This window comes from Sphingomonas sp. ABOLG (assembly GCF_003950435.1).
GTDB lineage: Bacteria > Pseudomonadota > Alphaproteobacteria > Sphingomonadales > Sphingomonadaceae > Sphingomonas > Sphingomonas panaciterrae.
Map to the genome: position 1 here is coordinate 1 of NZ_QQWW01000025.1, position 24,580 is coordinate 24,580.

A 24,580-nucleotide genomic window follows, 5' to 3' on the forward strand; every position below is an offset into this window, starting at 1 on the left:
GCGTCGCACAATGCCTACGCGGCCATGAAGCTGGTTTTCAACGTTTCGCAGACCCAGATCCTCGAACTGGCGCCAATCCTGTTCGCGACCGTCGCGGCCCGGGCGCTCCAGATCATGGTCGAGATGCGCGCAGGCCAAGACCACGTAGGTGGTTCGAACGACCCCCGGCGCGAAGCCGCTGCGAAGCTGCAGGCGCTTACCGCGATCGGAGCGCCACACACCGTCCTGAGCATCCCACCAGCGCCCGTCCCCGAGATGAGCGACCGTCTGCAGGTGAGGCCGCTTGCACCGTTCGCAGCGCTCTCCGGCGCGCTCGAAACGCACCCATTGCGATAGCTGGGGCCAATCGATTGGGTAGAGGAAGCGGTTCTCGGGGCGGATCGGCATCACGACTCTATGAGTCACGAACGCCTCCTGGGAAAGGAAAATGTTCGCGCTCCGTTTTCCCCTGTTCCCAACACGTTCTGGTTTGAGGATAATGAGCGCGCCATGTCTGCGTTCAACCTCATCCCGTCCAGTCACCCCATCCCGCTCAGCGAGGCACCTCCCGATCTGCAGCTGCGCGTGATTGGCGCAGCTGGAGCCGGCTTCCCGTCTCCAGCCCAGGACTGGGAGGAGTCGGCTATCAACCTCGTCGAGCTGCTCCGGCTCGATCGCGCTGCAAGCTTCGTGTTCAGGGTCAGCGGTCAATCCATGATTGAGGCTGGAATCTACGATATGGACGTTGTCGTCGTAGATCGCGATGCCAAGCCGACTTCCGGCCGCATCGTTATTGCCGTGGTCGATGGCGGTTTCGTGGTGCGCCAGCTCATGATCCGAGAGGGTGTTCCTGTGCTTGAAGCGCGCAATAGCAGTATGCGCTACGAGCCGGTCGTCGCAGATGAGAGCGTTGAGGTTTGGGGCGTAGTCAGAGCAAGCGTCCGTAATCTTCAGAGAGCCTGACTGTGCTTGCGTTGGTCGACTGCACAAACTTCTATGTGAGCGCAGAGCGGGTCTTTGATCCATCCTTACGCGGCGTCCCCGTCTTGGTGCTTTCAAACGGGGATTCTTGTGCGGTAGCTAGAAGCGAGGAAGCCAAGGCGCTCCACATCAAGATGGGTGCACCGCTATTCAAGATCAGAGATAAGGTGCGCCGGCACGGCATTCGCTATCTCTCCTCCTCTTACGAACTCTATGCCGACATGAACCGGCGATTCAACCAGGTGCTATCCGAGTTCGGGGAACTGGAGTCGTACTCCATCGACGAGACATTCGTATCGTTGCCGCCGCTGGCAACGGGCCTCGGTGATGTTGCGACTGCTCACCGGATCAAGAACGTCGTCCTCCGGTCGACCGGCTTGCCGGTCCGGGTAGGGCTTGGCCCCACCCGAACGCTCGCCAAGGTTGCCAACGCTCTCGCGAAAGCGTCCGAGAAGGTCTGGGGCGGCGTCGTAGACCTGCATGACGTTGAGCTTCGCGCCCGCCTGTTTGCGACGTGGCCGATCGAGGAGGTCTGGGGCATCGCCGGCGCCCTGACGGCGCGACTGAAGCCGCTCGGGATCCGCACAACCGCGGACTTGGCCGCCATGCCTCCCGATCTCGCCCGCAACGTCGGAACGGTCGTACTCGAACGGCTCGTCCGCGAGCTGAACGGGATCGTCTGCACAGAGTTGGTGGTGGAACCCCCGCCGACTAAGGCAGCGGCCGTGACCCGCTGTTTCGGAGAGCCCGTCTCCGACCCTGCGGTACTGCGCGAGGCGATGGCTCGCCGCGCCGTGCGCGCTGCAGAGAAGATCCGCGCACAAGGGCTGACCGCCACACGCCTGATCGCGTTCGCGCATGGGAGCCGCTTCAGGCCCGACCCTCCGTCCGCGTCGCGTGTCGGCCGGCTCTCGCCGGCGACGAACGATCCTCGGGTCATCGCCGGCATGGCGGGCCGCATGAGCGATGCCATGTTCGAGGAAGGCCGGATCTATACGAAGTGCGGCGTGATGCTGGAGGGCCTCGAAGCCGCGACGGCCCACCAGGCCGACCTCTTCACGACACCCGATCCCCGGTCACCCGAGTTGCTCGCTGCGATGGATGGGCTAAACCAGCGGTTCGGCAGACAAACTGTCCACCTTGCGGCCGAAGGCTTCGGTCAGAAGGGTTATGATACCAAACGGGCGTTCAAGAGCCCGTCCTGGACTACCCGCATCGACGAGATCCCCATCGCCCGTTGACTTGTTGGTGAGGACGAAGGCTTATGCCCCGCAGCCGACCTTTCCTGTGAGCATGTAATGGCCGATGATCCCGCTTCCCCGACGTCGACCAACAGTGTCGAGCTCGCCACGGAGCTGACCATCGCCTGGTTGAGCAACCCCAACACGCGCGTCGCGGCCGACGACGTGCCCGGGTTCCTTCAAGCCATGCACGATGCCGTGGCTCGGCTTGCTCCTGGCGATGCCGCTCCCGAGGCGGTAGAGCCGGAGACGGCGTTCACTCCGGCCGTAAGCGTCCGCAAGTCCTTGGCGTCCAAGGACCACATCATCTCGATGATCGACGGCAAGCCGTACAAGACGCTCCGTCGTCATCTGGCGGGTCACGGGCTCACGCCCGAGCAGTATCGGGAGCGCTACGCGCTCAAATCCGACTATCCGATGGTGGCCGAAAACTATTCCGAGGCACGCCGCGCGATGGCGAAGACGATCGGGCTGGGCAGGAAGCCGAAGAACGCTGCCGCACCGGAGCAAACCGCGGAAGCGTCCCCGGCCGCCCCGAAGCGCCGCGCTCGCGCGAAATGACGCGCTAAAGTTGCGTCAGATACCAGAGGCCAAAAGCGTTGTTCGCGATGTGAACCGCTAGGCCGGGCCAGACTGAGCGTGTCGAAATACGGCAGATGCCGGTCGCGACCCCGAGGCATAGGCTCGCTATCAGGTTCGCCGGCTCTGCGTGGATGAGCATGAAGCATAGCGACGCGATGAGTACCGACACAACGCTATGCGTGTGACGCGCGAGGGCGCCGAGCAGGTAGCCGCGATAGAGGATCTCCTCGATCACCGGAGCGATCAGCACGACGGCTATGCCGAGTGCAAAGGCTGCGACCGGCCCTGATGAGCTCAGCATGGAGCGGCCGATGCCGAGCTGCGCCTGACCGCCTGCCTGCCATATCGTCGCCCCTTGTAGGGCCAGGATGGCAAGCGGCAGCTGGCTGATCAGAAGGGCTGCAGCGACGATCCGGATGGTTCTTGCGTCCCATGCGACAGGAACCAGCCCGACTGCCTCGCGACGATGTTGACGCCGCAAATCGATCCCGACCGGCAGCGCGATAATGGCAGCGGCGCCGATGATCGTAGCGGCATTTAGCCCCGCAGCAGTTGGATCGATTCCGAGGGCGGGGCCACCAAGATAATGGATCAGGGTGAGAATGAACTGGTGGCCGAGCAGGAGCGCTGCGATCACGAGGCCGCGCCAGACCAGCCTCGGACCTGCGGTCGGCTTCCCAGAAGGAACCGCGGCCGGTGCCTGCTTCTTGCGCTGGTGTCGGTGGGCTAGTCTGCTGGTCATGCGGCGATCGCGATGCCGATGGCCGCGATCGCGCAGCCGGCGATACCGAAGGCGATCGTTCCCGCCCCAAAGGCCCTAGCCGGCGCACCGGTCCAGACCCGGCCGAACGTCTTATGGACCCCGGTCCGCATCGAGAGGTATCCGTCTGCGATGTCGCTTGCGCCGAACAGCGCCAGTGGAAAGGCGATTGCCGCGATGATGTGATCGAGTCCGCTGCCTGTGACGAGCGACACGGCGATCGCCACCAGCGCGAGAAGCGCCGCGGCCGCGTGGACTGCGGCATAGAGGGGAATAATGCGGAAGCGTCGCCGCTGCAGGACACCTCGGTAGACCGCGAGCGGCCGCTGGCATCGGCCGCAGTGATGGATTCGCTTTCCAGGCGTCCATGGCAGGAGGCCGGCAGAGCAGTAGGGGCACGGGGTCAGCCCAAAGCGATCCATCATGTTCATGGGCTGACCCTATTGCCGCGGCGTGGACGTCGCCGGCGAGACCGAGGACGTAGCCTGGCCGGTGCTGCTTGTAGCTGCCGGGCTTCCCGCAACCCGACCTGCAAGCCGCGGCTTTGCTGTCTCCAACAGCTTCCGCATCGCGTCCACCATTGCGAGCGAGGTGATCTTGCCGATGTCGGTCGAACCGTAGGTGCCGCCCAGGGCACCCACGCCAAGCCCGAGCAGCAGACCGCCACCCACGACGCCAAGATCCTTCTTGCGGGCTGAGCCGCTCGCGACTGCTTCCTGGATCCCTGTATCGACGTTGACGAGGGTCAGCAGCACCTGGCTTTCCAGTGTCTTGGACTTGAGACCGACGGCGCCTCCGAACACCCCGCCGACGCCACCCCCGCTTTCGCGCGACTTCGCATCGGAGTAGAGCACCTGCACCTGCAGCAGGTAGTCAGCCTTGGTGACAGCTCGCGGCGCCCCTCCTGCCAACGCCCGCTCCCGCTCGAGGGCGTCGAATGCCGCGCCTCTGTCCGCGACGCGGAAGCAATTCGACTTGTCGGCCATCAACTTGACGAGAGGGATCGGATCGACCTTGGCCGTGCTGCCCCCGTTCTGCATCTCCGCCATCCGCATCAGCGCCTGAAGCTGCGGCGACAGGTTGTCCGTTGCGCTGGCGGCTTTCTGCTCGACCAGAGCGGCGACGCCAAGCGGCGTGTCGCAGCGCGGCAGCTCGGTTGTCTCGTCGACGCCGGTGCCTCCCTGCCCCAGCTTCTGCGCGATTGCCGTTGAAGGTGTGACGGCCGCGAGAGCGGCCGTCACGGCGAGAAGGGCAGCGCGGTTAAGCACCAACCTTCCCCTTCTTCGCGATCCCGTGCTTCAGCGGATCGCAGATGCCGGCCGCTTCCTCGGCGGCGGTGACCACCGGCTTGGCGTCGGCGCAATCCGCGCAGTCCGGACAGTCGGGGCAATCCTTGCAGTCGCCCTTGGCATGCGCTTTCGCATGCGCCTTGTACTGCGCCTTCTTGAGCTCGCCCTTGGCGACGCCGTCGGCGCCTGCCTTCTCGCTGGCGAAGCTGGTCATCGCCATGAGAACCGCGGTCCGCGGAGCGGCGCTTGCTACGGCCGGCATGCCGATCGCGAGCGCTGCGGCCCCGACGGCGGTGAAATATCGAAGCTTCATGATCTTAGTCCCTTCCCTGGTCAGAAAAAGCCGTTGCGACGGCCGTCGCGACGGTCATCGTGGCGTGCGCCACTGTCCCCGAGGGCCGATCTCCGGACCTCAAGCTCTACTCCGCTACCCTTTCGGGATATGCGGACATCTCGCGGATCGAGGTTGTTGCGTTTCGCCCACCGATCGGCGTCGGCTTCGGAGCCGAACTCGCCCATCTCCTCAAACTGCCACTGGCTCATACGATCACCTCGCGGTTCTTGGCCCCATCCCCACGCGTTACAGGGGCGCTGGTGTTGTCGGTTCCTGCGTGGTCGGAGAGTGCGGCCTCGATAGCAGCGCGTATCGCTGGTGCGCGATCTGCCGGGACGATCCAATTTTGATAGAGCGGGTTCCACTGCCCAACGCCCTTGCAAGCCGCAGAGAGCGCATCCTTGGCGGCTTGGTCACTCTTCCTTGCGCGGAAGGCATGTCTTCCGTCGGGGAGCTCACGTGTAGTGATGCCCTCGCAAATCTCAGCTGCCGGTCCTGCCTTCTTCGTGGGCGCTGGATCGACGGTCCGATCTGCAGGAAGCTCACCGCTCGCCAGCTCGGAAGCCGAGCGGACCGTTGCTCCTAGACCTGATCCTTCCGCGAGCAGGTTGCGGATTTCCAGTGCTCGGTCGTCGTCGCAGACCCAATTCTGATAGCGCGAAATCCACTGCGCTCGACCTCGGCACGCAGACTTCAGGCGGTCGCGCGCCGCTTCGTCCCTGGCGTCTGCGCTGAAGCCGATCCGGCCGTCTCGAAGCACACGCTCAAAGATGCCGGCGCAAAGCTGGTACGGCGTGCCGGTATTACGGTTCCGCTGCACCGTATTTTCGGAGCCGGCGAGAGTCCCCTCTTCGACAACGGCACCTTCATCCGCACTGGCGTGGACGTCGCTCGCCCGAGTTGACCGGGCCACGTCCTCGGCAAGCACGTCGCTTAGCGCCGATGCCTGCGGTTGTTCGGCGTCTTCCAGAACGTCATCGTTTAGGGAAACGTCATCGTCCGCTGGTCGAAGTTTTAGCTCGTCGTATATGTCTGGCGGTGGAACGTGTGCCTTGGCGATCCGCTTTGCGACTTGCTGTAATTGGAGCGCCGACAGGTGCGTACCAAGAAGCAGGTCCAGGCCTGATACGTCGAACGACTGCTCCCAAGCCGCAAAGAGGTTGTCCGACTTCACGATCGGCACGTCGGACCCGATCTTGGAGCGATCGATCTTGCACTCGGGTGGCACCGACACGAATACGTTTACATTCGGGAATGCCTTCGCAAGACCGTGTTCTCTTAGCCAGCTCCTGAGTACCTCCGCCTGCCGTCTAGCCTGGGCAACGGGGTTCGGTATGTCTTTCGGCGTCCGCTGTCCCTTGTACCAAACGATCCATTCGTTGTGCTCGTTTTTCGACAAGGTGCCGGCGTAGTTCTTGACTTCGATGATCGTCGCCAACTCGCCAATACGGTTGAGAAGGAGGTGATCGAATTGTGCGTAGCCGCCCATGCCATCAGGTAGGCGGAGGTCATGCACGACGGCGGTGTTCGTCTTTGCATGGAAGTGCCGATCCAGCATGTGGGCCGTATCGCGCTCGCCCCACAGGCCGCGTCGATGCCTGCGGAGTCGATCCTGGGTCGCAGCTGGAAGAGTCGCGAACTCCTCGTCGGCGATGATCTCCTCGAGGAATGCCAGGTCAGCTGCTTTCGTCGATGGCTTAACGATCATCGGCGTTTGCCTCGGACCGATTTCCTGGAAGTGCCTCCCACTCACGGTCAGAGAGGCCCTTGTACACCATGTCATTGGCCGCCACGGGCGTCGCGGCGGTCGAAGCGTACGCAGGATCTGCAGGCTTAAAGGCGTTTACAGCTGCCAGCGTCAGAAGCGCTGAGGCTCCCGCTGCCACGCTGGACCTTTGCCACCACGTCCAGCGCTGAAGCCAAGACAGCGGCTCCTTGGCCGGTTCAGCTGGCGTAGCCATGTCCTTTCCGAAGAAGCTAAGCTGTCGCTCGTTTTGTCGTTTTCGTTCTTCGTCGCGTACGCGATCGTGTTCTCCATTGACCAACGTTTCCACCTGAGAAGAAAGTCGCTTGCAGAAATCCTGAATATTCTTTGCAAGATGCTCGAGTCGGTCGTCGGTATTCTTGATCTTTAACGGGTCGCGAATGAGCCAGAGCTCGTCGTACAAGCGGTCAGCATTCTTGGCGATTTCCCGCAGTTTATCGAGCTGATCCATCACACAGTCTCCAGCTTCACCGGTGCCGCTTGCCTACGAGCGAGGGCGCGCTCGATCGGCCGCAGCACCGTGAACAGGACGGCGTAGACCGCGCAGAACGACAGGACGTCCGATCCCCAGACCAGCGCCTTGTGCTGGCGAAGGTCGGCGCGGCACTCTGCGATTGTGTGGGTCACCAAGTCGCAAGGATGCCAGGGCATGGCGAGGACCTGCTCCCAGGTCGGCTTTGGTTGCGTGCTCATAGCTCCAGTCCAATGTCCTTCTCGGGGAATGGGAGGTCGGGGCCTTTCGGCTCGACGTTGACCCTGATCGCGGTCAGATCGAGCGTCGGGTTGTTGCGGATGTCGGTCTTGCCGCTGGGCGACGGGTCCGCCTTGGTGACGTCGGCCGAAGCGTTCGCGCTGGCACCGGTTACTCGCTCGGGTCCGCGGTCGAGGTCGGCGGGCACCTCGGGGTTGAACGGCGTGTCCGGGCCGGTCTTGCCGCCACCTGGTCCCGCTGCATGGCGGCCGGGATCGACCGACAGCTCGCCGACCGTCTCCAGCGCCGAGGTCTTGTTGCCCTCGTTGCGCTCGATCGCGGAGGTCAGCTTCTCCCGGTCGTCGGTGAACAGCCGGATGTCGTCGCGGACACGAGTGACCGTCACGTTGAAGAGGCGCTGGTTGGACAGGTTGCTCTCCTTGTGCGACATGACCGCGACCGCCGTGTCCGCGGTGATGCCCTGGGCGGCGTGCATGTTCAGCGCGTAGGCGAGGCTGATCCGCTCCATCATCGGATCGCCGGCTTTGAGCTCATGGACGCGCCCATCCAGGCTCTCGACCTTGATCCCGTTGCGGTCGGCCGAGAGCACGCGCGCGACGTCGTTGTTGTTGAGCCCGCGGTCCTTGTCGTTCTGGGTCCAGCGGATCTTGTCGCCCTCGTGGAGCTTGATCTGCTCGCGCTGCGCGAGCTGCATCACGTCGGTCTTGTCGGTGGGCGAGATGCGCTGCGGGTCGAAGGTGCGGACCCGGTTGCCGATCATCACCTGGACGCGTCCCTTGGCGTCGACGCCGATCACGTCGAACGTACCGCGCGGCAGTCCCAGCTCCTTTACGGCGTAGCGGAGGTCGACGACCTGGCCCGCCTTGTAGGTCTGCGCGTAGCGCAGCTCCTCGCGGGTGTGGTTCACCTTGTCGAGGACACCGATCTCGACACCCTCGCCCTTCAGCGTGCCCTCGGTCGCCAGCCCGTCCTGGATCCGCAGGTTCAGCTCCGCGCGCGCCTTGCGGCCCGAGGAGAACATGGCGGTCGCCTCGCGCTCCTCCGGGGTCAGCTTCAGCCAGTGATCCGCTGCCGCCTTCACATGCTCCGGGTTCGCGATCACCTTGTCGTCGAGGACCTGCATCGCCTCGCGAACGGCGCCGCGGTTGGTCAGCGCCGCGACCGTCCGCAGCTGCTCGGTCCGCTGGCGCAGGTTCTCGTCCATGCGCGCCATGCTCACCCCGCCCTCCTGGGCGATGGCGAACGCCTTTCCGGCGTCGACGGCTGTGATCTGCTGCCTGTCACCGATCAGGGCGAGGCGATCGACCCCGAGCGCATTTGCGATGCCGACGACGTGCTTCATCTGGTCGCTCCCGACCATCGACGCCTCGTCGAGCACGAGGACGGTGCCGGCGAGCTCCGCGCGCGCGCCGTTATAGCCGGTGCCCTGGCCCGCCAGCGCGTGACGGGCGTAGCTGTGGACGAAGGAGGAGACGGTCCGCGTCTCGATCCCCGTTTCCGATCCGAGGCGGTCGGCTGTCGCCTTCATCAGTGCGAGGCCGATCACCTTGCGGCCCTCCTGCTCGGCGTTTCGCGCGACCGACGAGAGCATGGTCGACTTGCCGGCGCCGGACACGCCTTGGACGGCCACGACGCGGTCGTTCGACGTCAGGATGAGGGTGGCGGCTGCCAGCTGCCCGGCGTTCAGCTCCTTGTCGCCCGACGCGGCGTTAAGCCGGTCCAGCACCTTGTCCGGCGCGACGATCGGTGACACCGCGCCTTTGCCACTTTCGATGGCGGCGAGGATGCCGCGCTCGGTCGCGAGCGCCTCCGGCGTCGTGACGTGGGTGATGACGCCGTCGATCCGGTCGCTCTTGCCCGGGAGCAGCTTCTCCTCGCGGATGAGCTGGCTCACCCGGTTGTCGATCTGCTCGGCCGTCACGCCCTTGAGGCCGAGATTGAGCGCCGTCTGGGTTACATCGGGGATCGAGAAGGCGGCTTCCCGCTGGGCGTGGATGCGGATGGCGGATGCGACGGCGTGCTGCGCTCGCATGTCGACGGCGGAGAGACCCAGCCGCTCCAGTCCGCTCGAGACGAGCGGATCCTTGGGCTTGAACATCTCACCAAGCGCGCTGGCGATACCGGAAAGTGTCTCACGTGCGCGATCGAGAGTATGGCCCTGGGTATCCTGCCGCGCACCTTCGGCTCGTGCCTCAGCCTGTGCTACCAGTGCCTTGCCGTCGAACCCGAGCTCCGCGGCGCGTGCCTTCCAATCATCCCGGAGTGCCTGCCGGTCCTCTACGTTCAGCTTCGCGTCGCGGGTGTTCGTCGTTATGCGGTCGATCTGCTTGGGGTTGGTGATCCCCAGCTCGGCAGCCTTCGCAACGATGTCCGTGCGGCGCTGGCTGAAGGCGTCGATGACCGCCTTCGGCACCCCCTTGATCTCGAACTGGCCGTGCTTGCCAGTTACCTCTGTCTCATACCCAAGCTTCCCCAACTCGGCGCGGAATTGGGCATGGTAAGCGGCCCCAATCGTGGTGTTGTTCTTCCAGAGAGCGTCGTTCCGCAGAGCCTGCCAAACTCCGCTCGCCGTCTTTGTCATGCTGGCGACCAGGACGTGGATGTGTCCCTGGGGATCTAACGAGCGGCTCGTGTCGTGCTGGAAGGCGGCGTAGATCAGATTGCCCGTTCGTACTGCCTCGCCAGACTTGAACCGCTCATAGGTTCGCGCCTCGGCGAACTTCTGCTCGACCCAGGTCATCGTGTTCTTGACCGCAGTCATGTGCGCGGCGAGGATGCGCTCGTCCCCAGCCACGTAGGCGAGGACGCTTGCCGATTTCGACATGGAGAATGTGAGATCGACGCCCGAACGTCGGTTCTCGACCTGGTTGACCTTCTCGCCGCTCGGCAGCTCACCGTTGAGGATCTTCTCGAACGCCTCCTTGGTCACCTCGCCCTTTAAGCCAACCTCGGCCGCGCCCAGCCCGCCCCAGACGGTTGCCTCGGACGAATGCTCGGCCGTGTAATAGTCGTCCTTTGCGAAGTAATTCGCGGCGCCGGAGGCCGACTTGACGGAAGCGACGGACAGCATGGATCAATCCCCCATCCCGTAGCCGTCATCAAGGCCGTGATCGTGGTCGTGGCCGCGGTCATGATGCTTGGTCGACTCGGTGCCGATCCCATCGCGCAGCTCGCGCATGACCTGCTCTTCTTGACGGGTGTCGGCCGGTCCAGCCTCCCCACGTGCTGCCGACTTCCCGGCTTCGACCGACCGCGTTTGGTCTTGGCCGTCTGAGCTCGGCCGTCCCCCCAGGAGTGACGTTCCCATGCCTGCCATGGTGGCGTCCACACCCGGTCGACCTAGCGGTGCCGACCCGGAGGGCTGTGATCTCGCGGCGATCACCTCTCCCGTCTTTCCATCGATCACGACACCCTGTTGGAACGCCGGCGTCGGTGACGCGGACGGCGGCACTGGAAGGGGCTGTGGATGCGTGACCTCGATCGCTGATGCGGCCTTCTCCGCCTCGCTTCTCTCCTTCTGCGGCTCCGGCTTTTCCAGCACCGGCTCGGCCCCGTTGAGCGGCCTGACGGGCACGTTCTCCCTGCCCCCCTTGCCACCCCCATCCGCGCGTTTGCCCCGGCGACGCCGGTCCTCCGGCGAGATGTATTCGGTGGGCTTCATGTCGGGCCGTGGCTCGAACCCGAGCGCCACCTCCGGGTAGCTCCTGTAGCGCAATTCGATGCGGGTCGCGGGAAAGCCGTCGGGGAACTTCACGAACCCGTGAAGGGAAGGCAGATTGTTGATGTCGTCGGGGATGACGAGGGGCTCGATCGCCTTCCTAGGCGTCAACGTGGAGGCGTCACGCGTGTTGTTGTAGCCGTAGCTGTACGCCTCATCCATCTGCCGGACCTCGCGGCTACCGATGAACTCCGAGCACTTCTCGGCCGTGGTCCGGTCGGCGGTCGCAAGGATCAACTTTGTCCGTGCCAAGCCGGTCAGCGCGGTCGCGTTCTGGAGCCCGTAAGTCGCGACTAGCTTGTCGAAGGAGTGGATGCCGAGGACGAACGCTCCCCCGTAGTTGCGGGCGCTCTGGAGGCCGTGCTCGATTGCCGGCAAGGCATGGAGAGCATGGACCTCGTCGAAGAGGTACCAGGTCCGCAGGTCGCGGGTCTTGGGTAGGCGCATGAGGTTGTTCACGGCCAGGTCCATCCAGAGCGTGAACAGGCCGCGCGTCAGCTCCAGGTCGTTGTAGCTCCCGGTGATGAACATGATCGATCCATCGCGGTGCTGGGTCGAGATCCAGTCCCTGATCGAGAAGGCGGGGGGACCGCCAGGGACGGGGTCGGGCATGAAGCGGAGAGCCTGCCCATTGACGTTCAGGACCGACCGGATCGACTCCGCCATGCGGGCCGCTTTCTCGGTCGTCAGTGGGGCCGCGACGGTGTCTTCCAGCTTGGCGTTGATCGACTTGAGATCGGCCTGCATGAGGTGGTGTGCGATGGCGGCGTTGGTGGTCTCGCCCATCTCCTGCAGCTTGATGCACATTTCGATGAACAGCATCCGTGCGGCGTTTTGCCAGAAGGGCTCCTTGTCGTCCGGGTGGGACGGGATGAGGGCGGCCGCAGCCGAGACGAAGTCGGCATAGTTCCGGCATTCATCGAACAGGGTCCATGGCGCGCAACGCTTGTCCATGGGGTTCAGGATGACGTCGGTTTCTGGGTTGTAGAACGCTTCCATGAAGGCACCGGTGAGATCGAAAATCACGGCGCGATGGCGGCGCTTGCGGAGCTGGGTGACGAGCGACCGGAGCTGGGTGGTCTTACCCGTACCGGTGGTTCCGATCATCATCGTGTGGCTCTGTTCGAGCCGCCACGGGTAGGGGATGCCGGCGATCGTATAGGGCGTATGGATGCCGATGTTGACGCGGTCGTGAAGGTCGAGTTTGCCGACTGCCGATGGGTCTCGCGGCTTCGATCCTGTGCGGCATTCTTCAGCGAACTTGTCGCCGTTATGAGCCTTAATTTCGCGGAGTAGGACGGGCCGCTCAACCAGCATCGCGCCGCGCTCATGGCGCTCCTTCAGGATGTCCTTGCCCCGCTTGTTGGCCCAAGTGATGAACCACGCGATCATGGGTGCGGCGACACAGGTTGCCATGACCAGAGTGGCCGTCAGGATCTTCATGGTCTGCGTCCATGCGGCGACCACGGCAGGGTGATACGGCACGTAGCCGATCGGCAAATGAGCCACGGTTCCGTTGGGCAGCGTCAGGTTGATCAGGCGGAACTTGTCGCCTCCGACCCATGTCCAGATCGACGAGTAGACCCGCATCACGTCGAGCTGGAACTCGTGCTCCTCGAGGCCCAGCCACACGAAGAGATTGAAGAGCAGCATGAAGGTGCCGACCCAGATCCAGAGCGGGATTTTCACCCCCGCCCAGGTCATCTGATATTGGTGCGACAACAGCTGCGAGCCGCGTGTGAAGTTGTCCGCATTCCGCGTGATCCGACCACGGGCGGAGTGGTGGTCGATCGTCGCCGCTGCGCCGTTGAAGCGGATGTCGTCTCTACGCATGGAAGGTCTCCAAGCGCTGCTTGGCAGCCTCCAGAAGCTGGGGGATGACGTCACCGTGATCGCGGGTGATCATGACGTCGATGGCCGCCTGCATGTACTCCATCAGGAGGACCATGCGGGTGATGTTGAAGGTGTGCCCCGCCTCTGCGAACCGCACGCCCATCACCAGCGCAAGGCGGGCGGCGTTAGAGCGGCTGAAGCCCTGGCGGTCGGCCAGGTTGGTTAGGAGATCCCACTCCGCTGGACTTAAGCGCAGCGATAGGATTTTCGTCTGTTCAGACATCACCAGTCCTTGACTTCGCCAAGGGTGGTGGGGTTTTCGCCTAAGCAGTCTCGGGCATTCTGCGAGGCATTGCAATCGGAAAAGTGTTTACGGACGTATACGGGTTTTTCCGTGCCGGATCAGACACATAGCACCCCCGAACCCACGTGTTTACAAGTGTATACGCGTATACGGGCGTAAACACTGTGCGTTTTCAGACAGTTACACTCGCGGTCGCCGCGTAGGGTGTGCAAATCCTAGGGACTGATCGAGTGGTTCTGGCTCATGATGTCCCGGCTTCCTGGGGTCGGTCCAGTTCCCGGATGAGCCGCAGCGCCGCAGGCACTCCATGGGGACCAGAAGGGGCTGTGCGGAGCGATCCCGCAACCAGACGGACCCTGCTGAAAGCAAGGGTCCGTCCCCCAGCCGATGGCCCGGCATAAGCCGGGTCACCCATCCCTATACCGGCCCCGACTGACGATCGGGAGGTAGGCCATTGCCGGCACCATTCGGGGCTGGCATCCTTGCGGATGGAGGCTCCATCAACGCAGGAACAGACCAGGCCATGGCACTCAGTATCGAACAGGAACGACAGCAGCTTGAAGCGGACGAAGCGAAGCTCGCCGACCGGCGTAAGAAGCTCCTTGAGCGGGAACGGACGGAGCGTCTCAGGGCTATCGATCAGTCGGGATTGATGAAGGCCGATGGGGCAGCATTCGAGGGGATCATGAAGGCCATCAAGAGCCTCGGACTGGACGAAGTCGCGAAGCGACTGACGGCCTGATTATCACGCCGATGTGTGCCTCGTGCGATTTCGGTCTGGAGGCCATTCAGGCAAAAAAGGGGAGCGGTCGAACGGCCGCTCCCCTTGTCATTTGACGCCTGTGCCTGATGTCCATTCAGGCAAAAAGAAAGGGGCACCGGCGAGTGCCGACGCCCCCCGACACGACCGTCCCGGGTGGAGGCATTATCCCCAGACGACGTGTACCTCGTCCTCGGTCCGATCGACGCTGGTGAGACGCTCAAGCTGATCGGCATAGTGGCCAAGACCGCCCCGGTTCACCCGCGCGCGAATGGCAGGATCGGCGACGATCGAGCGAAGCTCGGAGACGGCAATCGCTCCGGTCGTGTCGCGCTCGATGCCAAGGGCATCGAGCAGCGCGTAGGCGTTGTCGTTGGAGAGGTCGACAGAGGCCGAACCGTCTAGCGTGGTAGCCACGCCCATCATCACCAAGCCCTGTGCGTCGTCGCGCCAGAACCGGATGTTCAGACCCCGAAATTGAGCCTCCTCGACGACCGAGATGACCCCCACGTCGTGATCGAACAGAGCGGTGATGCTGGCCAGTGACCAGGGGCAGACCCGCGCCTCGAAGTTGTAGGATAGGAAGGCGTCGCCCTCGTCACCGAAGGTCTCTCCGCGGTCTCGCGCGAACGCGCGGAACGCCGCCAGGTGACGCACATTGATCGCGACAGGTGGAGCCACGGCGGCGGTGGACACCAAGGTCATGAAGCTGATGGACATGCTGAGGACTCCCTGTTGGAACACCCTCTCATTCCCCCTGACCTCCATGGCCGACGTGGTCGTTCCGGTCGGTCCGTCAGGACCGGGGAGACCGGTCACTCCTAGGCTGTCGAGGGCCGTTTCGGCGCCGGCGATGCGTAGCGAGTAGGCGACCCGCAGGAGTCGCCAGGACGCGAGCGAGCCGTGCCACGGTCGAGCTGCATCGACCCCCGGACCGGCACGGGCGAGGCGTAGCGAGCCGGTCGGCCGAAGGGCCGATCGCGATGCGAGCGAGCCGTGCCGAAGCGTCGCGCTGCATCGCTGTTGCGGCACGCGCGAGGCGTAGCGAGTAGGCGACCCGCAGGGGTCGCCACGATGCGAGCGAGCCGTGCCGCGGCCGGGTCCATTGACCCCCCGACCGGCATGGGCGAGGCGTAGCGAGCCGGTCGGCCGAAGGCCCGATCGCGACGCGAGCGAGCCGTGCCGGAGTGCTCCGCTGCGTGGCTGTCGCGGCACGCGCGAGGCGTAGCGAGTAGGCGACCCGAAGGGGTCGCCACGACGCGAGCGAGCCGTGCTGCGCGCCGGCCGGGCGACGTCACGATCGGCACGGGCGAGGCGTAGCGAGCTGGTCGGCCGAAGGGCCGATCGCGATGCGAGCGAGCCGTGCCGTAGCGCCCTGCTGGGTGGCTGTCGCGGAACGCGCGAGGCGTAGCGAGTAGGCGACCCGGAGGGGTCGCCACGACGCGAGCGAGCCGTGCCGCTGCCGCTGGCGGGATGTCCCGATCGGCACGATCAGGCCCCTGCGGCGCGATGGGGCTCGATGCCCCGGAGCGCCGCCCCGGCGACGCAAAAAGAGAGCAGGAGGCTCCGGTTGCCCGGAGCCCCCTGCCCGTGTCCGTCAGGCGCGACGGCCGTTGATCGCGGGGCGCTGTTCGGCGGCGCGGAACACGTGCATCGGCACGCCCGCTGCCCGCAGCTTGCGCGCGAAGTCCAGCTGGACGCCCGACCCCTCGCAGACGATCGCCTCGACGGGCCGGAGCTTCACGATCTGCTCGTTGCGGACGAAGCCGGCGCGGTTGCCGAGGTTCCGGTTGAGCATCATGGTCACCAGCTTGACGCCGCGCGATGCTGCCCATGCCCCGGCGATCGCGTCGCAACCCTTGTTCTGGGCGGTGGTCACCAGCACCATGTTCGGGATGCGGCGCTGGATCTGGTCCAGCCGATCGTACAGCGTCTCATGGTCGTGCCACACGGCGCCACCCGAGAAGGCGACGACAGGCCCGGTCGGGTTGTGCTCCTCGCGGCGCTTCGCGGCCCGTGCGGCGAGGTAGTCCCGCCCGTCGATCATCGACGCGGTCAGCTTCGACGACACCCGGCTGCCGCGCGTTGCCGAGAAGGGGCGTCCGGTCTCGACGCGATACACCTCGCCGGCGTGGTCGCGCATGCACTCCAGTGCCTCGCGGTTGCCCTGCAGGGTCTGGCAGAGCAGCTGCGTCTCCTCCAGTTCGACCGCGTAGATCTCGGAAGGATCGAAGGCCCGGGTCAGCTCCAGGAGCTTGCGGGCTGCGTCGTCCTCGCGGCCCTCGATGCGCTTGGCCACCATGTGGAAGGAGTTGACGAACCCCCAAGCCAGGTCGGCGGCGATGCTCTCCATGCGCGTGTCCTTCAGCACGTCGAACATGGTCCGCATCATCAGTTCGACGGCCGCTGCCGCCTCCTCGGCGTCCGGCATTTCGAGCTTCTCGGCGGGATCGACGATGCTCAGCTTGGCCATCTCGCTCGCCTCGACGAACGCACCGTCGTAGGTCTGCACCAGGCCGTCGTCCTGCCGAACGTCGCTTGCGATCTGGGTCGCGCGCAGGTCAGCCATCGTGGTCGCCAGGTCGGAGAAGTTGGTGATCTTGGTCATGAGTGCCTCCATTGATCTCACCCTCTTGGTGAGGTCTCTCATCAGGCATGCGGTGGTCAGGGCAGTCGGGGACGTTAACCGGGAAGCCGCGCCTGCTTGCAGGCGTGGACCCCGGTTAACGCTCGCGAGTGGGGGAGCCGATTTTCTCGGCCCCAGAGCGGAGCGCAGCGGAGTGGCGGGGCCGTGAAAATTGGGGGAACCACTCGTCCTCGACGGCCCGCCAACCCCGCATGCCATACTCGGACTCACAGAAAGAGTTTATTGGTTCACGGTGGTACGCCGTCCGGATCGAGCACGGGCCGGCAGGCGCGCGACGAAGGCGCGTGGCTGCAAGCGGCGAGGGTAAGCGCCCGCATGGGCGCGGCCGACGCTGCTGTCGGCACGTGGGAGGCCGGACGGCGTCAGGCGAGGGATCGTCACCCGAAGGGCGGAGACCCGCGGTACGCGGGGCTCCGGGAGGCCCGTAGGGCCGACTAGAGCCCGGTTCCGCCCACAAGGCGGAACGCCCCCCTCCCCTCCTTCTTCAGCTGCTTAATCACCGAACCCGTCATCGTCGGCGCGATCCCAATCCGCCCACTCGTCATAATCCGGCGGGCGATCCGGTCCTGGGTCCTCCGGGTCGACCTCGGGAGCGTCCATGGACTGTTCGGGGGCTAATGGCGCAGCGGGATCGATGTCGCGCCAGCACGCAGGGTCGCATAGCAGAAGCGGCATGCCGCGATGGACGAACGGGACGCCATCCATGAGGAGCGGCTTGGTCGCCAGTCGCCGGCAGGGCTTGTTGCGGCAGTTCATGAACCCGCAGGGAGCGGCAAGCGGCGTGACGGCGACCGGCTCCTCCTCCCCGGGCGGGAGGACCTCCTCGGCAACGTCGTCCGGAGGCGGGTCGGGGTCGAACAGGTCGGACTGCTGCTGCATGGGAGCCTCCTGGTTGATGGGTTAGCGATGCGGTGCCAGCTCCGCGATCCGTCGCGAGAGCATGCGAAAAGGGCGGCACCGAAGGTGCCGCCCGCAGCGCGGGGTTAGTAGAACTCGACCCGATCGGCGATGATCTCGCAGCCGTAGCGGTCGTTGCCTTCGCCGTCCTGCCACTTGGTGTAGTGGAGGCGTCCCTCGACGGCGACCAGGTCGCCTTTCTTGCGGGCGCTGGAGACCGCCTTGGCGAGACCGTTGAAGCAGGTGACCTTGTGGAACTCGGTCTCCTTGACGGTGAACCCGTTGCCGTCCTTGTAGGTGCGGCCTTCCCGGTTCAGCTTCGGCCGATCGGTCGCCACGAACACGGTGGTGATGGCGGTGTCGCCGGCTTGGCGCAGCTCGGGGTCGCGGGTGATGCGGCCGACCAGGTTCACGTTGTTCATCGAAGCCTCCTTGGTGTGGCCGGCGGCTTCCCCGCCGGGTGTCACCAGAAGAGCGGGCCGACGAAGGCTACCGCACCGGAGCGTTAGCGGAGGGGAACCGCTTTCGCGGGGGTGGTGCGGGCAGCCGCGCGAAGCGCGGCAACACGGCCCTGCTAAAGCGGTTGCGGTGGCCTGAGCGGTCCGCTGGTGACATCGAACCCGGCGCGGAAGCCGCTGGTCGCACCAAGGTCCCCGAGGCTTCGATGGAGAAGCCACGTGAACCGACCAGGGTCGGCCGCATCACCCGCGACTCTGGTGCCGATCGGTGCCGGGGCGACGATGCCGTCATCACCCTGTCGCCCTGGCGACAGGCCGAAGCTGAACCGGGAAGGCCGCGCCGGGACGGAGCAACGCACCGTCAAGGGGACCGTGGCCGCTGGACCTGTCACCTGCTGGTCTCGCCAAGGCGGTCTGCAGCGCCCGCGACAGGATCGCGCGGCCAGGTCGATGTGAGGACCGCTTTCACGCAACCGGGTGGCCGGTCAGGAGCGCATTGCTGCGGTTGCGTGAGCCCCGCTGGTCGGGTTCCTCGTCCGCCCCGCGCTGCGGGCAGCACCTTCGGTGCCGTCCTGACGCTGGTGACCGGGTCAGGTGAGCCCGGCGAACTCGTCCGGCAGGACGACGTTCGCCGGCGCGCCGCGGAACAGCGGAGCGATCTGGGCGTGGCGATAGCCCGCCAGTCCGCAACCGATCGGCGTCAGCTGGAAGGTGAGGTCGGGCCGCGAGCTCGCAAAGGCGATGAACTGGTCGACATAGGGCCGGATGGTCGTGAGTGGCAGCGTGCGGAGCGATCCGTCCTTGGTCGGGATCGCGTAGCTCGCGCCCTGCAGCCCGACGCCCTGCCCGTAGATCGCGCCGCGGTGCTGGCGCGCCCAAAGGGCTGCGCCCTTGCCGTGGCGTCCTGCGAGGTTGCTGCCGAAGACGAAGATCGAGGTCATGGGTTTGCTCCGTAGCAGACAGGCGGTCGATCCGCCCGTGGACCGGTCGTGCCATGGCGCGGGACGATGCACCGCAGGGCCACGCCCGCGCTCGTGCGGGGCGTGGTCCAAGGTCACCCGAGCGGCCGAGTGGGGCGGGCAGCCGTGCGAAGCGCGGCAACACGGCTTGGCCGCTCGGGTTGCGGCGGACCGCGCCGTGGCGCAGGTCCGAGAGGGCGAGGAGACCGCCGTGCGGTGGGGCCAATGCGCCTTGGCGAGCGGAACAACGACGGGGACCGCTTCGTCAGAAGCGATCCCCGCGTTGGGTCACCCGGCGTTGCGGCTCAGCTGACCGCCTCGACCGGCGCGGTGCTCACACCGAGGCCGTCGTCGGCCGGGGCGCCGGCATCGCCGGCGGGCTCCAGCGTGCTGCCGTCGGCACCGAACGGCGGGGCCAGCTCGTCGTCCTTGGCGACGCCCAGCGCGGCACCGACGTCGCGACGCTTCTGCTGCCGCTGCCAGACCAGGTTGTAGGACCCGTCCTCCTGCCGGAAGGCTGACACCTGCAGCGGCGCGGCGAGCGAGGGATCGTCGATGCGGCCGTTCAGGAACGCCTCGCCGGTGTTGTTGGAGGTGAGCTCGAACAGCGCTCCGACCTGCACCCAGGTCTTGCCCGGGGTGAGCGCGTGGATCTCGTAGCGCGGCGCGCGCGGGTTGGTGGACTGGACCGGCTTCAGCGCGATGGTCATCGCGACCGCCAGCGTCGACACGCGGCCCATGTAGATGCCCGCGGCGTTCTGCTTGATCGAACCGATGTTCATGGTGACGTCTCCTGGTTGGTGTCTCTGGACCCCTTGTCCTCGACACTCTCTCTCATCCCACTCCTCTCCTCGGCCCCTTTCAGGGCCGAGCAGGGCGCGTCAGCGCCCCTCATCGGCGCGCCCTTCGCGCGGCGATGGACGACCGCAGGGAGTGCGATCGGGGCGTCCTGGGCCGTTGTGGTCGACCTCAGGGGATCGGCTTGATGTCGCGCAGCTCGACCATGGTGATCTTCTGGGTGCGCTCGCCGCCTACCGCATCGAGAAAGACGTAGCAGCGATCGGCGAAGGTGGCGCTGCAAAGGCGCCACACGACACCGGCACGACCGAGATAGCGCTCCGGGCCGAAGGCGGGATCCACGGCGCCGGGTGCGTCGACGATGCGGACGCGCTGGCCAACGCGAAGCCAGTTGGCCGCGCCGCGCGTGATCGCGGCGCGATCGTCGTGCGACAGGAAGGCGGGTCGATCGGCGCGCAGGGGTCCGAATGTCGCAAGGGGGTCATCCTTGATCCGTTCCAGCTTCGCGGCGATCGGTTCGGGTTCGCGGTCGACCTTCGGACCTGGCGCGTGGCGGTGGTAGTGGGTGACGACCTTCGAGCCGAACAGGTCGGGCTGGAACCCGGCGATGCGGAGCTGTTGCTGATCGTGCTGGTACTGGCGGCGCCAGCGGTCCTCGTCGGACAGCGGCCGCTCCGCGGCCGGGTCCGACCGGACGATCGCCATCAACTCCTCATATTCTGCGTGCGAGATGTTCGCGACCCTGGGGTTGTAGGGCATGGTCCGTCTCCTGGGGCGGTCGCAGCGCGCGAGGCGTAGCGAGTAGGCGACCCGAAGGGGTCGCCACGATGCGAGCGAGCTGTGCTGCGATCGATGCGGCAACGTCGGGATCAGCACGGGCGAGGCGTAGCGAGCCGGTCGGCCGAAGGGCCGATCGCGATGCGAGCGAGCCGTGCCGGAGCGGTGGCCTATCGATATGTTAACGACAGCGGTGGCATGGGTCGCCGCATGGGCAAGGTGTTCAAGGCTATCTTCGCGCTCGTCGGCGGGCTGGGCGTCATCGCCATCCTGGGTGCGTTCTGGGCCATGCGGGACCTCAGTGAGTATGAGGCGATGACTCCTGAGCAGAAGCTGGCTGCGGAGCAGGCGGCCGAAGCTGCTCAGGTTCAGCTCGCGGAGCGACGTCGCGTCGAGAACAAGAATGGACAGATGTGTCTGGACAGCTCGGGCGAGAACGAGGCCACGGTAGAGGCGCTGGTCCCGACCTTGCGCGAGCCGGATTCATTCGAGCATGTCAGCACGATGATCGGGCCGGTGAATAGCGACGGCACCCATAATCTGGTGATGCGCTACCGCGCGAAGAACGGGTTTGGCGGGGTGTCCTTCGGTACGACCAGGGCCATCGTGTCGAACGTGGACTGCTCGTCAACCATCGTGGAGACGAAAGCCAGCTGATCGGCACGCGCGAGGCGTAGCGAGTAGGCGACCCGAAGGAGTCGCCACGACGCGAGCGAGCCGTGCTACGTCCGTTGCTGACGTTCTAACCGCTGTAATCAGACTCCAGCGGTGCGATGGGGCTCGATGCCCCGGAGCGCCGTCCCGGCGACGGGTGTTGGGAGCAGTGAGCGAACAAAAAGAGGGGGCCGAAGCCCCCCTGGTGTCAGCCGAGCCCGATCAGCTTGGTGATCATCGGTCCGAAGGCGCCCCCGAGGCCGCCCAGCACCAGCACGGCTGCGAGCTGGACCCGCGAGAGCGTGACCTTGTTCTCGAACTTGCCGTCGATGTTGTCGAGCTTGCCGTTCATCGTCTTGAGCTGCGCCACAAGATCGCGGTTTGCGGTGTCGACGGTCCTCACGATGAAGTCCTCCGTGATCTCGGTAAGTTCCTGAGCCTCGCGGGAGTGTATACCCGCCTTCTGCGCGGCTCGGAAGAACGTGATGTGAAAGTTAGCCATTTCAACCTCCATTGTTCGATGGCGGTTCCGCCTCGGCATGCGGTGGTCAGGGCCGTCAGGGACGTTAACCGGGAAGCCGCGCCGAAGGCGTGGACCCCGGTTGACGCTCGCGAGTGGGGGAGCCGATTTTCTCGGCGCCGTAAGCGGAGCGCAGCGGAGTGTCGGGGTCGTGAAAATTGGGGGCACCGCTCGTCCTTGACGGCTCGCCAACCCCGCATGCCATGCTTGGACGACATGAGAGAGAATATGCTGTTGTCCCCCGGCGAGGGAACGTCACCCGGAGGGCGGAGACCCGCTCGCGGGGCTCCGGGAGGCGTAGCCGAGTAGAGCCCGTCCCCGCCTTAGGCGGGGCGCCTCGACCTTTAACCTGCTAAGGTTAGGGCAGCATCGACCAGAGCCACCAGAAGGTGGACCCCAGCCCCCACACGGACAGGATCGTCATGACGCCGACCAGGACCCGCTCACCCCATGACAGGGGCGGCGCGGGCATTCGGTCCTCCAACTCGGTCATTGCCATGGGTGGAGTACCAGCGCGACCAGCAGCGCGTTGATCAGGACGGAGAGCCCGAGCAGTGACAGGATCACGCGTCGGTCGCTCGCACGGCGGGTGAGGTCCGCACCGTGGTTCCGTCGCTCCCGGTCGACGGCGGCCGTGAGCATCTCGGTCGTGATCATCAGTGCCGTTGCGACACGCACGACGATGCGGAGGCCCGGATCGCCCCGGAGCGGCTCCGCATCCTCGATCAGGCTGACGGTCGACAGATAATCGAACTGGGTCCGCAGCAGCGTGTCGACGTCGAGCTGGGTGTCCGGCAGGGCGGCGGTTCGCGCGCGGTTGGCGTCGATCTCGCGGAGGAGCGCCTCGATCGACGCGGGCATCGGCTCAGCCATGATGCCCTCCGGTGGATTCTTCCCGAGCGCGCCAGCGCTCAACCAAACCGATCATCGCGTCGCGATAGCCCCAGGCATCGGGGTACACGGTTGGCTCCTGCGCGAGGTAGGCCATGATCACGATCATGTCCTCGCCGATCGTGGCGTCGCAGTTACACAGGTGGAGGATCGGGAAGTGCCCGTTGTCGGGACCGTTCCACCACGCGAGAAGGAAATCCGCAACGCGGGCGGACTGGCCGGTGTCGCCGTTGGCGATGCCGACCAGGCGCTCGATCGCGGCACCGACGTCGTCGAACCTGACGGCGCGGATTGCGGGACGTGCTGAGCGCGTGTTCATGGCGTGTCTACCGCTGCGATCGGCAGGCCTGGGAGCGCTATCATGACGCGACTTGAAAAGCGGGCGGTTCGTAGGTGCCGTCCTGGAAGTGCTTCGAGATAGCCTCGTAGCTGCCGAGGTCGCGGGCTTCGTCCGCGCTCATGACGATCGCGCCGTCCTCGTCCGCGCCGAAGCTGTGCCGTTCGCCTTGTCCGGTCCAGATGACGATCTCGGGGGCGAACGCGCCCGAAGCGCCCCCTGACCAGCGCACGAACGGCAGATCGTTCGCGCAGCAGAAGTCCTCGACATCCGGAATCTCGCCGTTGCGCACGCCCTGTGCGTAGAGGCGGAGCGGCCCGTCGTCGGGAAACTGAGTATTGTCGAAGGGTTCGCCGTCCCACTCGGTGGTAAGGCGCGCGGCCTGCACGACCGCGACGAAGTCGTCGGTCCGTGCGGCGGCAAGTATGCCGCCAATGGTGATGGTTACGGAAACGCGGTCGCCCATGAGGGTTTCTCCAGCGGCTTTAGGCGAACTGGTCCCGGGCGCGACTTCACCGTCCCTTTGCCAGCACGTCATACCGCGCACCCCCTTCTCTTTGGCTCCGAATCTTGCCGCGGCGCAGCAGACCTGCAAGCCCATCCAGCAAAAAAAGGGACGACGCTGGGTAGCGTCGTCCCGTAATTGCACATCGTTACGATAAGGTGTCGCCGATGTGCTGCGACCGGATCGCGGGGAGGCATCGCGATCCGGCCGAGCCAGGGGTTAGGCGTCCGCCTCGGCCGGCTCGCGGCGGCGGCGACGGGTCGTGGGCTGCTCGACCGGCGCGGTGCTCTCGCCCAGGCCGTCGTCGGCGGCGGTGCCGGCATCGCCGGCGGGCTCCAGCGTGCTGCCGTCGGCGCCGAACGGCGGGGCCAGCTCGTCGTCTTTGGCGACGCCCAGCGCGGCACCGACGTCGCGGCGCTTCTGCTGCCGCTGCCAGACCAGGTTGTAGGACCCGTCCTCCTGCCGGAAGGCTGACACCTGCAGCGGCGCGGCGAGCGAGGGATCGTCGATGCGGCCGTTCAGGAACGCCTCGCCGGTGTTGTTGGAGGTGAGCTCGAACAGCGCTCCGACCTGCACCCAGGTCTTGCCCGGGGTGAGCGCGTGGATCTCGTAGCGCGGCGCGCGCGGGTTGGTGGACTGGACCGGCTTCAGCGCGATGGTCATCGCGACCGCCAGCGTCGACACGCGGCCCATGTAGATGCCCGCGGCGTTCTGCTTGATCGAACCGATGTTCATGGTGACGTCTCCTGGTTGGTGTCTCTGGACCCCTTGTCCTCGACACTCTCTCTCATCCCACTCCTCTCCTCGGCCCCTTTCAGGGCCGAGCAGGGCGCGTCAGCGCCCCTCATCGGCGCGCCCTTCGCGCGGCGATGGACGACC

29 protein-coding genes are annotated in these 24,580 nt (G+C 65.6%); 6 read left to right on the forward strand and 23 right to left on the reverse strand.

Annotation, left to right across the window (positions count from 1 at the left end; genetic code table 11):
- The 4 genes from CA236_RS18985 to CA236_RS17640 form a co-directional block, all read left to right on the forward strand.
- Positions 1 to 336 (forward strand): hypothetical protein (locus tag CA236_RS18985; protein WP_206430620.1); only part of this gene is annotated, 336 nt, incomplete at its 5' end.
- Positions 337 to 489: 153 nt separating this feature from the next.
- Positions 490 to 942 carry a translesion error-prone DNA polymerase V autoproteolytic subunit gene (umuD, locus tag CA236_RS17630; protein WP_125946588.1) on the forward strand — a complete coding sequence of 151 codons (453 nt, stop codon included), beginning with the start codon at positions 490 to 492 and terminating at the stop codon, positions 940 to 942.
- A gap of 2 nt (positions 943 to 944) precedes the next feature.
- Positions 945 to 2,201 carry a Y-family DNA polymerase gene (locus CA236_RS17635; RefSeq protein WP_125946589.1) on the forward strand — a complete coding sequence of 419 codons (1,257 nt, stop codon included), beginning with the start codon at positions 945 to 947 and terminating at the stop codon, positions 2,199 to 2,201.
- Between the two features lie 57 nt (positions 2,202 to 2,258).
- Positions 2,259 to 2,762, forward strand: a complete 504-nt coding sequence (locus CA236_RS17640; protein WP_125946590.1) for a MucR family transcriptional regulator — start codon at positions 2,259 to 2,261, stop codon at positions 2,760 to 2,762.
- 4 nt (positions 2,763 to 2,766) lie between these two features.
- Here the strand turns inward: CA236_RS17640 and CA236_RS17645 are convergent, their stop codons facing one another.
- The 11 genes from CA236_RS17645 to CA236_RS17695 all read right to left on the reverse strand — a co-directional run bounded on the left by CA236_RS17645 (position 2,767) and on the right by CA236_RS17695 (position 13,477).
- Positions 2,767 to 3,420, reverse strand: coding sequence for a CPBP family intramembrane glutamic endopeptidase (locus CA236_RS17645; RefSeq protein ID WP_164518985.1), 654 nt, complete (start codon positions 3,418 to 3,420; stop codon positions 2,767 to 2,769).
- Positions 3,421 to 3,521: 101 nt separating this feature from the next.
- Positions 3,522 to 3,974, reverse strand: a complete 453-nt coding sequence (locus CA236_RS17650) for a hypothetical protein (protein WP_125946592.1) — start codon at positions 3,972 to 3,974, stop codon at positions 3,522 to 3,524.
- 9 nt (positions 3,975 to 3,983) lie between these two features.
- Positions 3,984 to 4,811 carry a CsgG/HfaB family protein gene (locus tag CA236_RS17655; protein ID WP_241212740.1) on the reverse strand — a complete coding sequence of 276 codons (828 nt, stop codon included), beginning with the start codon at positions 4,809 to 4,811 and terminating at the stop codon, positions 3,984 to 3,986.
- Entirely contained in the window at positions 4,804 to 5,145 is a 342-nt protein-coding gene (locus CA236_RS17660; RefSeq protein WP_125946593.1) for a hypothetical protein, read from the reverse strand. The genes CA236_RS17655 and CA236_RS17660 overlap by 8 nt, the downstream gene beginning before the upstream one ends.
- 20 nt (positions 5,146 to 5,165) lie before the next feature.
- Positions 5,166 to 5,375, reverse strand: a complete 210-nt coding sequence (locus CA236_RS19195) for a hypothetical protein (RefSeq protein WP_125946594.1) — start codon at positions 5,373 to 5,375, stop codon at positions 5,166 to 5,168.
- On the reverse strand, positions 5,372 to 6,874 hold the full coding sequence (locus CA236_RS17670; protein ID WP_164518986.1) for a nuclease-related domain-containing protein: 1,503 nt from the start codon (positions 6,872 to 6,874) through the stop codon (positions 5,372 to 5,374). The genes CA236_RS19195 and CA236_RS17670 overlap by 4 nt, the downstream gene beginning before the upstream one ends.
- Positions 6,864 to 7,382: a hypothetical protein gene (locus CA236_RS17675; protein WP_125946596.1), complete on the reverse strand. Its 519-nt coding sequence runs from the start codon at positions 7,380 to 7,382 to the stop codon at positions 6,864 to 6,866. Before CA236_RS17675 ends, CA236_RS17670 begins: the two co-directional genes overlap by 11 nt.
- Complete coding sequence (locus CA236_RS17680; RefSeq protein ID WP_125946597.1) at positions 7,382 to 7,624, reverse strand: hypothetical protein; 243 nt, start codon at positions 7,622 to 7,624, stop codon at positions 7,382 to 7,384. Before CA236_RS17680 ends, CA236_RS17675 begins: the two co-directional genes overlap by 1 nt.
- Positions 7,621 to 10,713, reverse strand: a complete 3,093-nt coding sequence (gene mobF, locus CA236_RS17685; protein WP_125946598.1) for a MobF family relaxase — start codon at positions 10,711 to 10,713, stop codon at positions 7,621 to 7,623. Before mobF ends, CA236_RS17680 begins: the two co-directional genes overlap by 4 nt.
- Positions 10,714 to 10,716: 3 nt before the next feature.
- On the reverse strand, positions 10,717 to 13,194 hold the full coding sequence (locus CA236_RS17690) for a type IV secretion system DNA-binding domain-containing protein (RefSeq protein ID WP_125946599.1): 2,478 nt from the start codon (positions 13,192 to 13,194) through the stop codon (positions 10,717 to 10,719).
- Positions 13,187 to 13,477: a hypothetical protein gene (locus CA236_RS17695; protein ID WP_125946600.1), complete on the reverse strand. Its 291-nt coding sequence runs from the start codon at positions 13,475 to 13,477 to the stop codon at positions 13,187 to 13,189. Before CA236_RS17695 ends, CA236_RS17690 begins: the two co-directional genes overlap by 8 nt.
- A gap of 544 nt (positions 13,478 to 14,021) precedes the next feature.
- Between CA236_RS17695 and CA236_RS17700 the strand changes: the two genes are divergently transcribed.
- Positions 14,022 to 14,240, forward strand: coding sequence for a hypothetical protein (locus CA236_RS17700; RefSeq protein WP_125946601.1), 219 nt, complete (start codon positions 14,022 to 14,024; stop codon positions 14,238 to 14,240).
- Between the two features lie 183 nt (positions 14,241 to 14,423).
- Here the strand turns inward: CA236_RS17700 and CA236_RS17705 are convergent, their stop codons facing one another.
- The 7 genes from CA236_RS17705 to CA236_RS17735 all read right to left on the reverse strand — a co-directional run bounded on the left by CA236_RS17705 (position 14,424) and on the right by CA236_RS17735 (position 20,776).
- Positions 14,424 to 14,978, reverse strand: coding sequence for a hypothetical protein (locus tag CA236_RS17705; protein ID WP_125946602.1), 555 nt, complete (start codon positions 14,976 to 14,978; stop codon positions 14,424 to 14,426).
- A gap of 877 nt (positions 14,979 to 15,855) precedes the next feature.
- Positions 15,856 to 16,866, reverse strand: coding sequence for a DUF2493 domain-containing protein (locus CA236_RS17710; protein ID WP_125946603.1), 1,011 nt, complete (start codon positions 16,864 to 16,866; stop codon positions 15,856 to 15,858).
- A gap of 531 nt (positions 16,867 to 17,397) precedes the next feature.
- Positions 17,398 to 17,784: a hypothetical protein gene (locus CA236_RS17715; protein WP_125946604.1), complete on the reverse strand. Its 387-nt coding sequence runs from the start codon at positions 17,782 to 17,784 to the stop codon at positions 17,398 to 17,400.
- Between the two features lie 104 nt (positions 17,785 to 17,888).
- Positions 17,889 to 18,224 carry a single-stranded DNA-binding protein gene (locus CA236_RS17720; protein WP_125946605.1) on the reverse strand — a complete coding sequence of 112 codons (336 nt, stop codon included), beginning with the start codon at positions 18,222 to 18,224 and terminating at the stop codon, positions 17,889 to 17,891.
- Positions 18,225 to 18,850: 626 nt separating this feature from the next.
- The gene (locus CA236_RS17725) at positions 18,851 to 19,201 is read right to left on the reverse strand and encodes a hypothetical protein (protein WP_125946606.1); all 351 of its coding nucleotides are present in this window, start codon (positions 19,199 to 19,201) and stop codon (positions 18,851 to 18,853) included.
- 323 nt (positions 19,202 to 19,524) lie between these two features.
- Entirely contained in the window at positions 19,525 to 20,001 is a 477-nt protein-coding gene (locus CA236_RS17730; protein ID WP_125946607.1) for a DUF736 domain-containing protein, read from the reverse strand.
- Between the two features lie 187 nt (positions 20,002 to 20,188).
- Positions 20,189 to 20,776: a hypothetical protein gene (locus tag CA236_RS17735; protein ID WP_125946614.1), complete on the reverse strand. Its 588-nt coding sequence runs from the start codon at positions 20,774 to 20,776 to the stop codon at positions 20,189 to 20,191.
- A 228-nt stretch (positions 20,777 to 21,004) separates the two neighbouring features.
- Here CA236_RS17735 and CA236_RS17740 point away from each other — a divergent pair, with 228 nt between their 5' ends.
- Complete coding sequence (locus tag CA236_RS17740; protein ID WP_125946608.1) at positions 21,005 to 21,451, forward strand: hypothetical protein; 447 nt, start codon at positions 21,005 to 21,007, stop codon at positions 21,449 to 21,451.
- Positions 21,452 to 21,656: 205 nt separating this feature from the next.
- On the opposite strand, the gene CA236_RS17745 is transcribed toward CA236_RS17740, so the two are convergent.
- The 5 genes from CA236_RS17745 to CA236_RS17765 all read right to left on the reverse strand — a co-directional run bounded on the left by CA236_RS17745 (position 21,657) and on the right by CA236_RS17765 (position 24,436).
- A complete protein-coding gene (locus tag CA236_RS17745) occupies positions 21,657 to 21,950 on the reverse strand; it encodes a hypothetical protein (RefSeq protein WP_125946609.1) in 294 nt (97 codons plus the stop codon).
- 507 nt (positions 21,951 to 22,457) lie between these two features.
- Positions 22,458 to 22,841 (reverse strand): hypothetical protein, encoded by a 384-nt coding sequence (locus CA236_RS17750; protein ID WP_125946610.1) that lies wholly within the window; start codon positions 22,839 to 22,841, stop codon positions 22,458 to 22,460.
- Positions 22,834 to 23,178: a hypothetical protein gene (locus tag CA236_RS17755; RefSeq protein WP_125946611.1), complete on the reverse strand. Its 345-nt coding sequence runs from the start codon at positions 23,176 to 23,178 to the stop codon at positions 22,834 to 22,836. The genes CA236_RS17750 and CA236_RS17755 overlap by 8 nt, the downstream gene beginning before the upstream one ends.
- Before the next feature lie 40 nt (positions 23,179 to 23,218).
- A complete protein-coding gene (locus tag CA236_RS17760) occupies positions 23,219 to 23,662 on the reverse strand; it encodes a hypothetical protein (RefSeq protein ID WP_125946612.1) in 444 nt (147 codons plus the stop codon).
- Positions 23,663 to 23,920: 258 nt separating this feature from the next.
- Positions 23,921 to 24,436 (reverse strand): DUF736 domain-containing protein, encoded by a 516-nt coding sequence (locus CA236_RS17765; RefSeq protein WP_125946613.1) that lies wholly within the window; start codon positions 24,434 to 24,436, stop codon positions 23,921 to 23,923.
- Positions 24,437 to 24,580 lie beyond the last annotated feature (144 nt).

What these genes read in the sequence shown, in the direction of transcription:
- umuD (WP_125946588.1), top strand. Translation starts at nt 490, where the DNA reads ATGTCTGCGTTCAACCTCATCCCGTCCAGTCACCCCATCCCGCTCAGC.
- CA236_RS17640 (WP_125946590.1), top strand. Translation starts at nt 2,259, where the DNA reads ATGGCCGATGATCCCGCTTCCCCGACGTCGACCAACAGTGTCGAGCTC.
- CA236_RS17650 (WP_125946592.1), bottom strand. Translation starts at nt 3,974, where the DNA reads ATGAACATGATGGATCGCTTTGGGCTGACCCCGTGCCCCTACTGCTCT.
- CA236_RS17660 (WP_125946593.1), bottom strand. Translation starts at nt 5,145, where the DNA reads ATGAAGCTTCGATATTTCACCGCCGTCGGGGCCGCAGCGCTCGCGATC.
- CA236_RS19195 (WP_125946594.1), bottom strand. Translation starts at nt 5,375, where the DNA reads ATGAGCCAGTGGCAGTTTGAGGAGATGGGCGAGTTCGGCTCCGAAGCC.
- CA236_RS17670 (WP_164518986.1), bottom strand. Translation starts at nt 6,874, where the DNA reads ATGATCGTTAAGCCATCGACGAAAGCAGCTGACCTGGCATTCCTCGAG.
- CA236_RS17675 (WP_125946596.1), bottom strand. Translation starts at nt 7,382, where the DNA reads ATGGATCAGCTCGATAAACTGCGGGAAATCGCCAAGAATGCTGACCGC.
- CA236_RS17680 (WP_125946597.1), bottom strand. Translation starts at nt 7,624, where the DNA reads ATGAGCACGCAACCAAAGCCGACCTGGGAGCAGGTCCTCGCCATGCCC.
- mobF (WP_125946598.1), bottom strand. Translation starts at nt 10,713, where the DNA reads ATGCTGTCCGTCGCTTCCGTCAAGTCGGCCTCCGGCGCCGCGAATTAC.
- CA236_RS17690 (WP_125946599.1), bottom strand. Translation starts at nt 13,194, where the DNA reads ATGCGTAGAGACGACATCCGCTTCAACGGCGCAGCGGCGACGATCGAC.
- CA236_RS17695 (WP_125946600.1), bottom strand. Translation starts at nt 13,477, where the DNA reads ATGTCTGAACAGACGAAAATCCTATCGCTGCGCTTAAGTCCAGCGGAG.
- CA236_RS17700 (WP_125946601.1), top strand. Translation starts at nt 14,022, where the DNA reads ATGGCACTCAGTATCGAACAGGAACGACAGCAGCTTGAAGCGGACGAA.
- CA236_RS17705 (WP_125946602.1), bottom strand. Translation starts at nt 14,978, where the DNA reads ATGTCCATCAGCTTCATGACCTTGGTGTCCACCGCCGCCGTGGCTCCA.
- CA236_RS17710 (WP_125946603.1), bottom strand. Translation starts at nt 16,866, where the DNA reads ATGACCAAGATCACCAACTTCTCCGACCTGGCGACCACGATGGCTGAC.
- CA236_RS17715 (WP_125946604.1), bottom strand. Translation starts at nt 17,784, where the DNA reads ATGCAGCAGCAGTCCGACCTGTTCGACCCCGACCCGCCTCCGGACGAC.
- CA236_RS17720 (WP_125946605.1), bottom strand. Translation starts at nt 18,224, where the DNA reads ATGAACAACGTGAACCTGGTCGGCCGCATCACCCGCGACCCCGAGCTG.
- CA236_RS17725 (WP_125946606.1), bottom strand. Translation starts at nt 19,201, where the DNA reads ATGACCTCGATCTTCGTCTTCGGCAGCAACCTCGCAGGACGCCACGGC.
- CA236_RS17730 (WP_125946607.1), bottom strand. Translation starts at nt 20,001, where the DNA reads ATGAACATCGGTTCGATCAAGCAGAACGCCGCGGGCATCTACATGGGC.
- CA236_RS17735 (WP_125946614.1), bottom strand. Translation starts at nt 20,776, where the DNA reads ATGCCCTACAACCCCAGGGTCGCGAACATCTCGCACGCAGAATATGAG.
- CA236_RS17740 (WP_125946608.1), top strand. Translation starts at nt 21,005, where the DNA reads ATGGGCAAGGTGTTCAAGGCTATCTTCGCGCTCGTCGGCGGGCTGGGC.
- CA236_RS17745 (WP_125946609.1), bottom strand. Translation starts at nt 21,950, where the DNA reads ATGGCTAACTTTCACATCACGTTCTTCCGAGCCGCGCAGAAGGCGGGT.
- CA236_RS17750 (WP_125946610.1), bottom strand. Translation starts at nt 22,841, where the DNA reads ATGGCTGAGCCGATGCCCGCGTCGATCGAGGCGCTCCTCCGCGAGATC.
- CA236_RS17755 (WP_125946611.1), bottom strand. Translation starts at nt 23,178, where the DNA reads ATGAACACGCGCTCAGCACGTCCCGCAATCCGCGCCGTCAGGTTCGAC.
- CA236_RS17760 (WP_125946612.1), bottom strand. Translation starts at nt 23,662, where the DNA reads ATGGGCGACCGCGTTTCCGTAACCATCACCATTGGCGGCATACTTGCC.
- CA236_RS17765 (WP_125946613.1), bottom strand. Translation starts at nt 24,436, where the DNA reads ATGAACATCGGTTCGATCAAGCAGAACGCCGCGGGCATCTACATGGGC.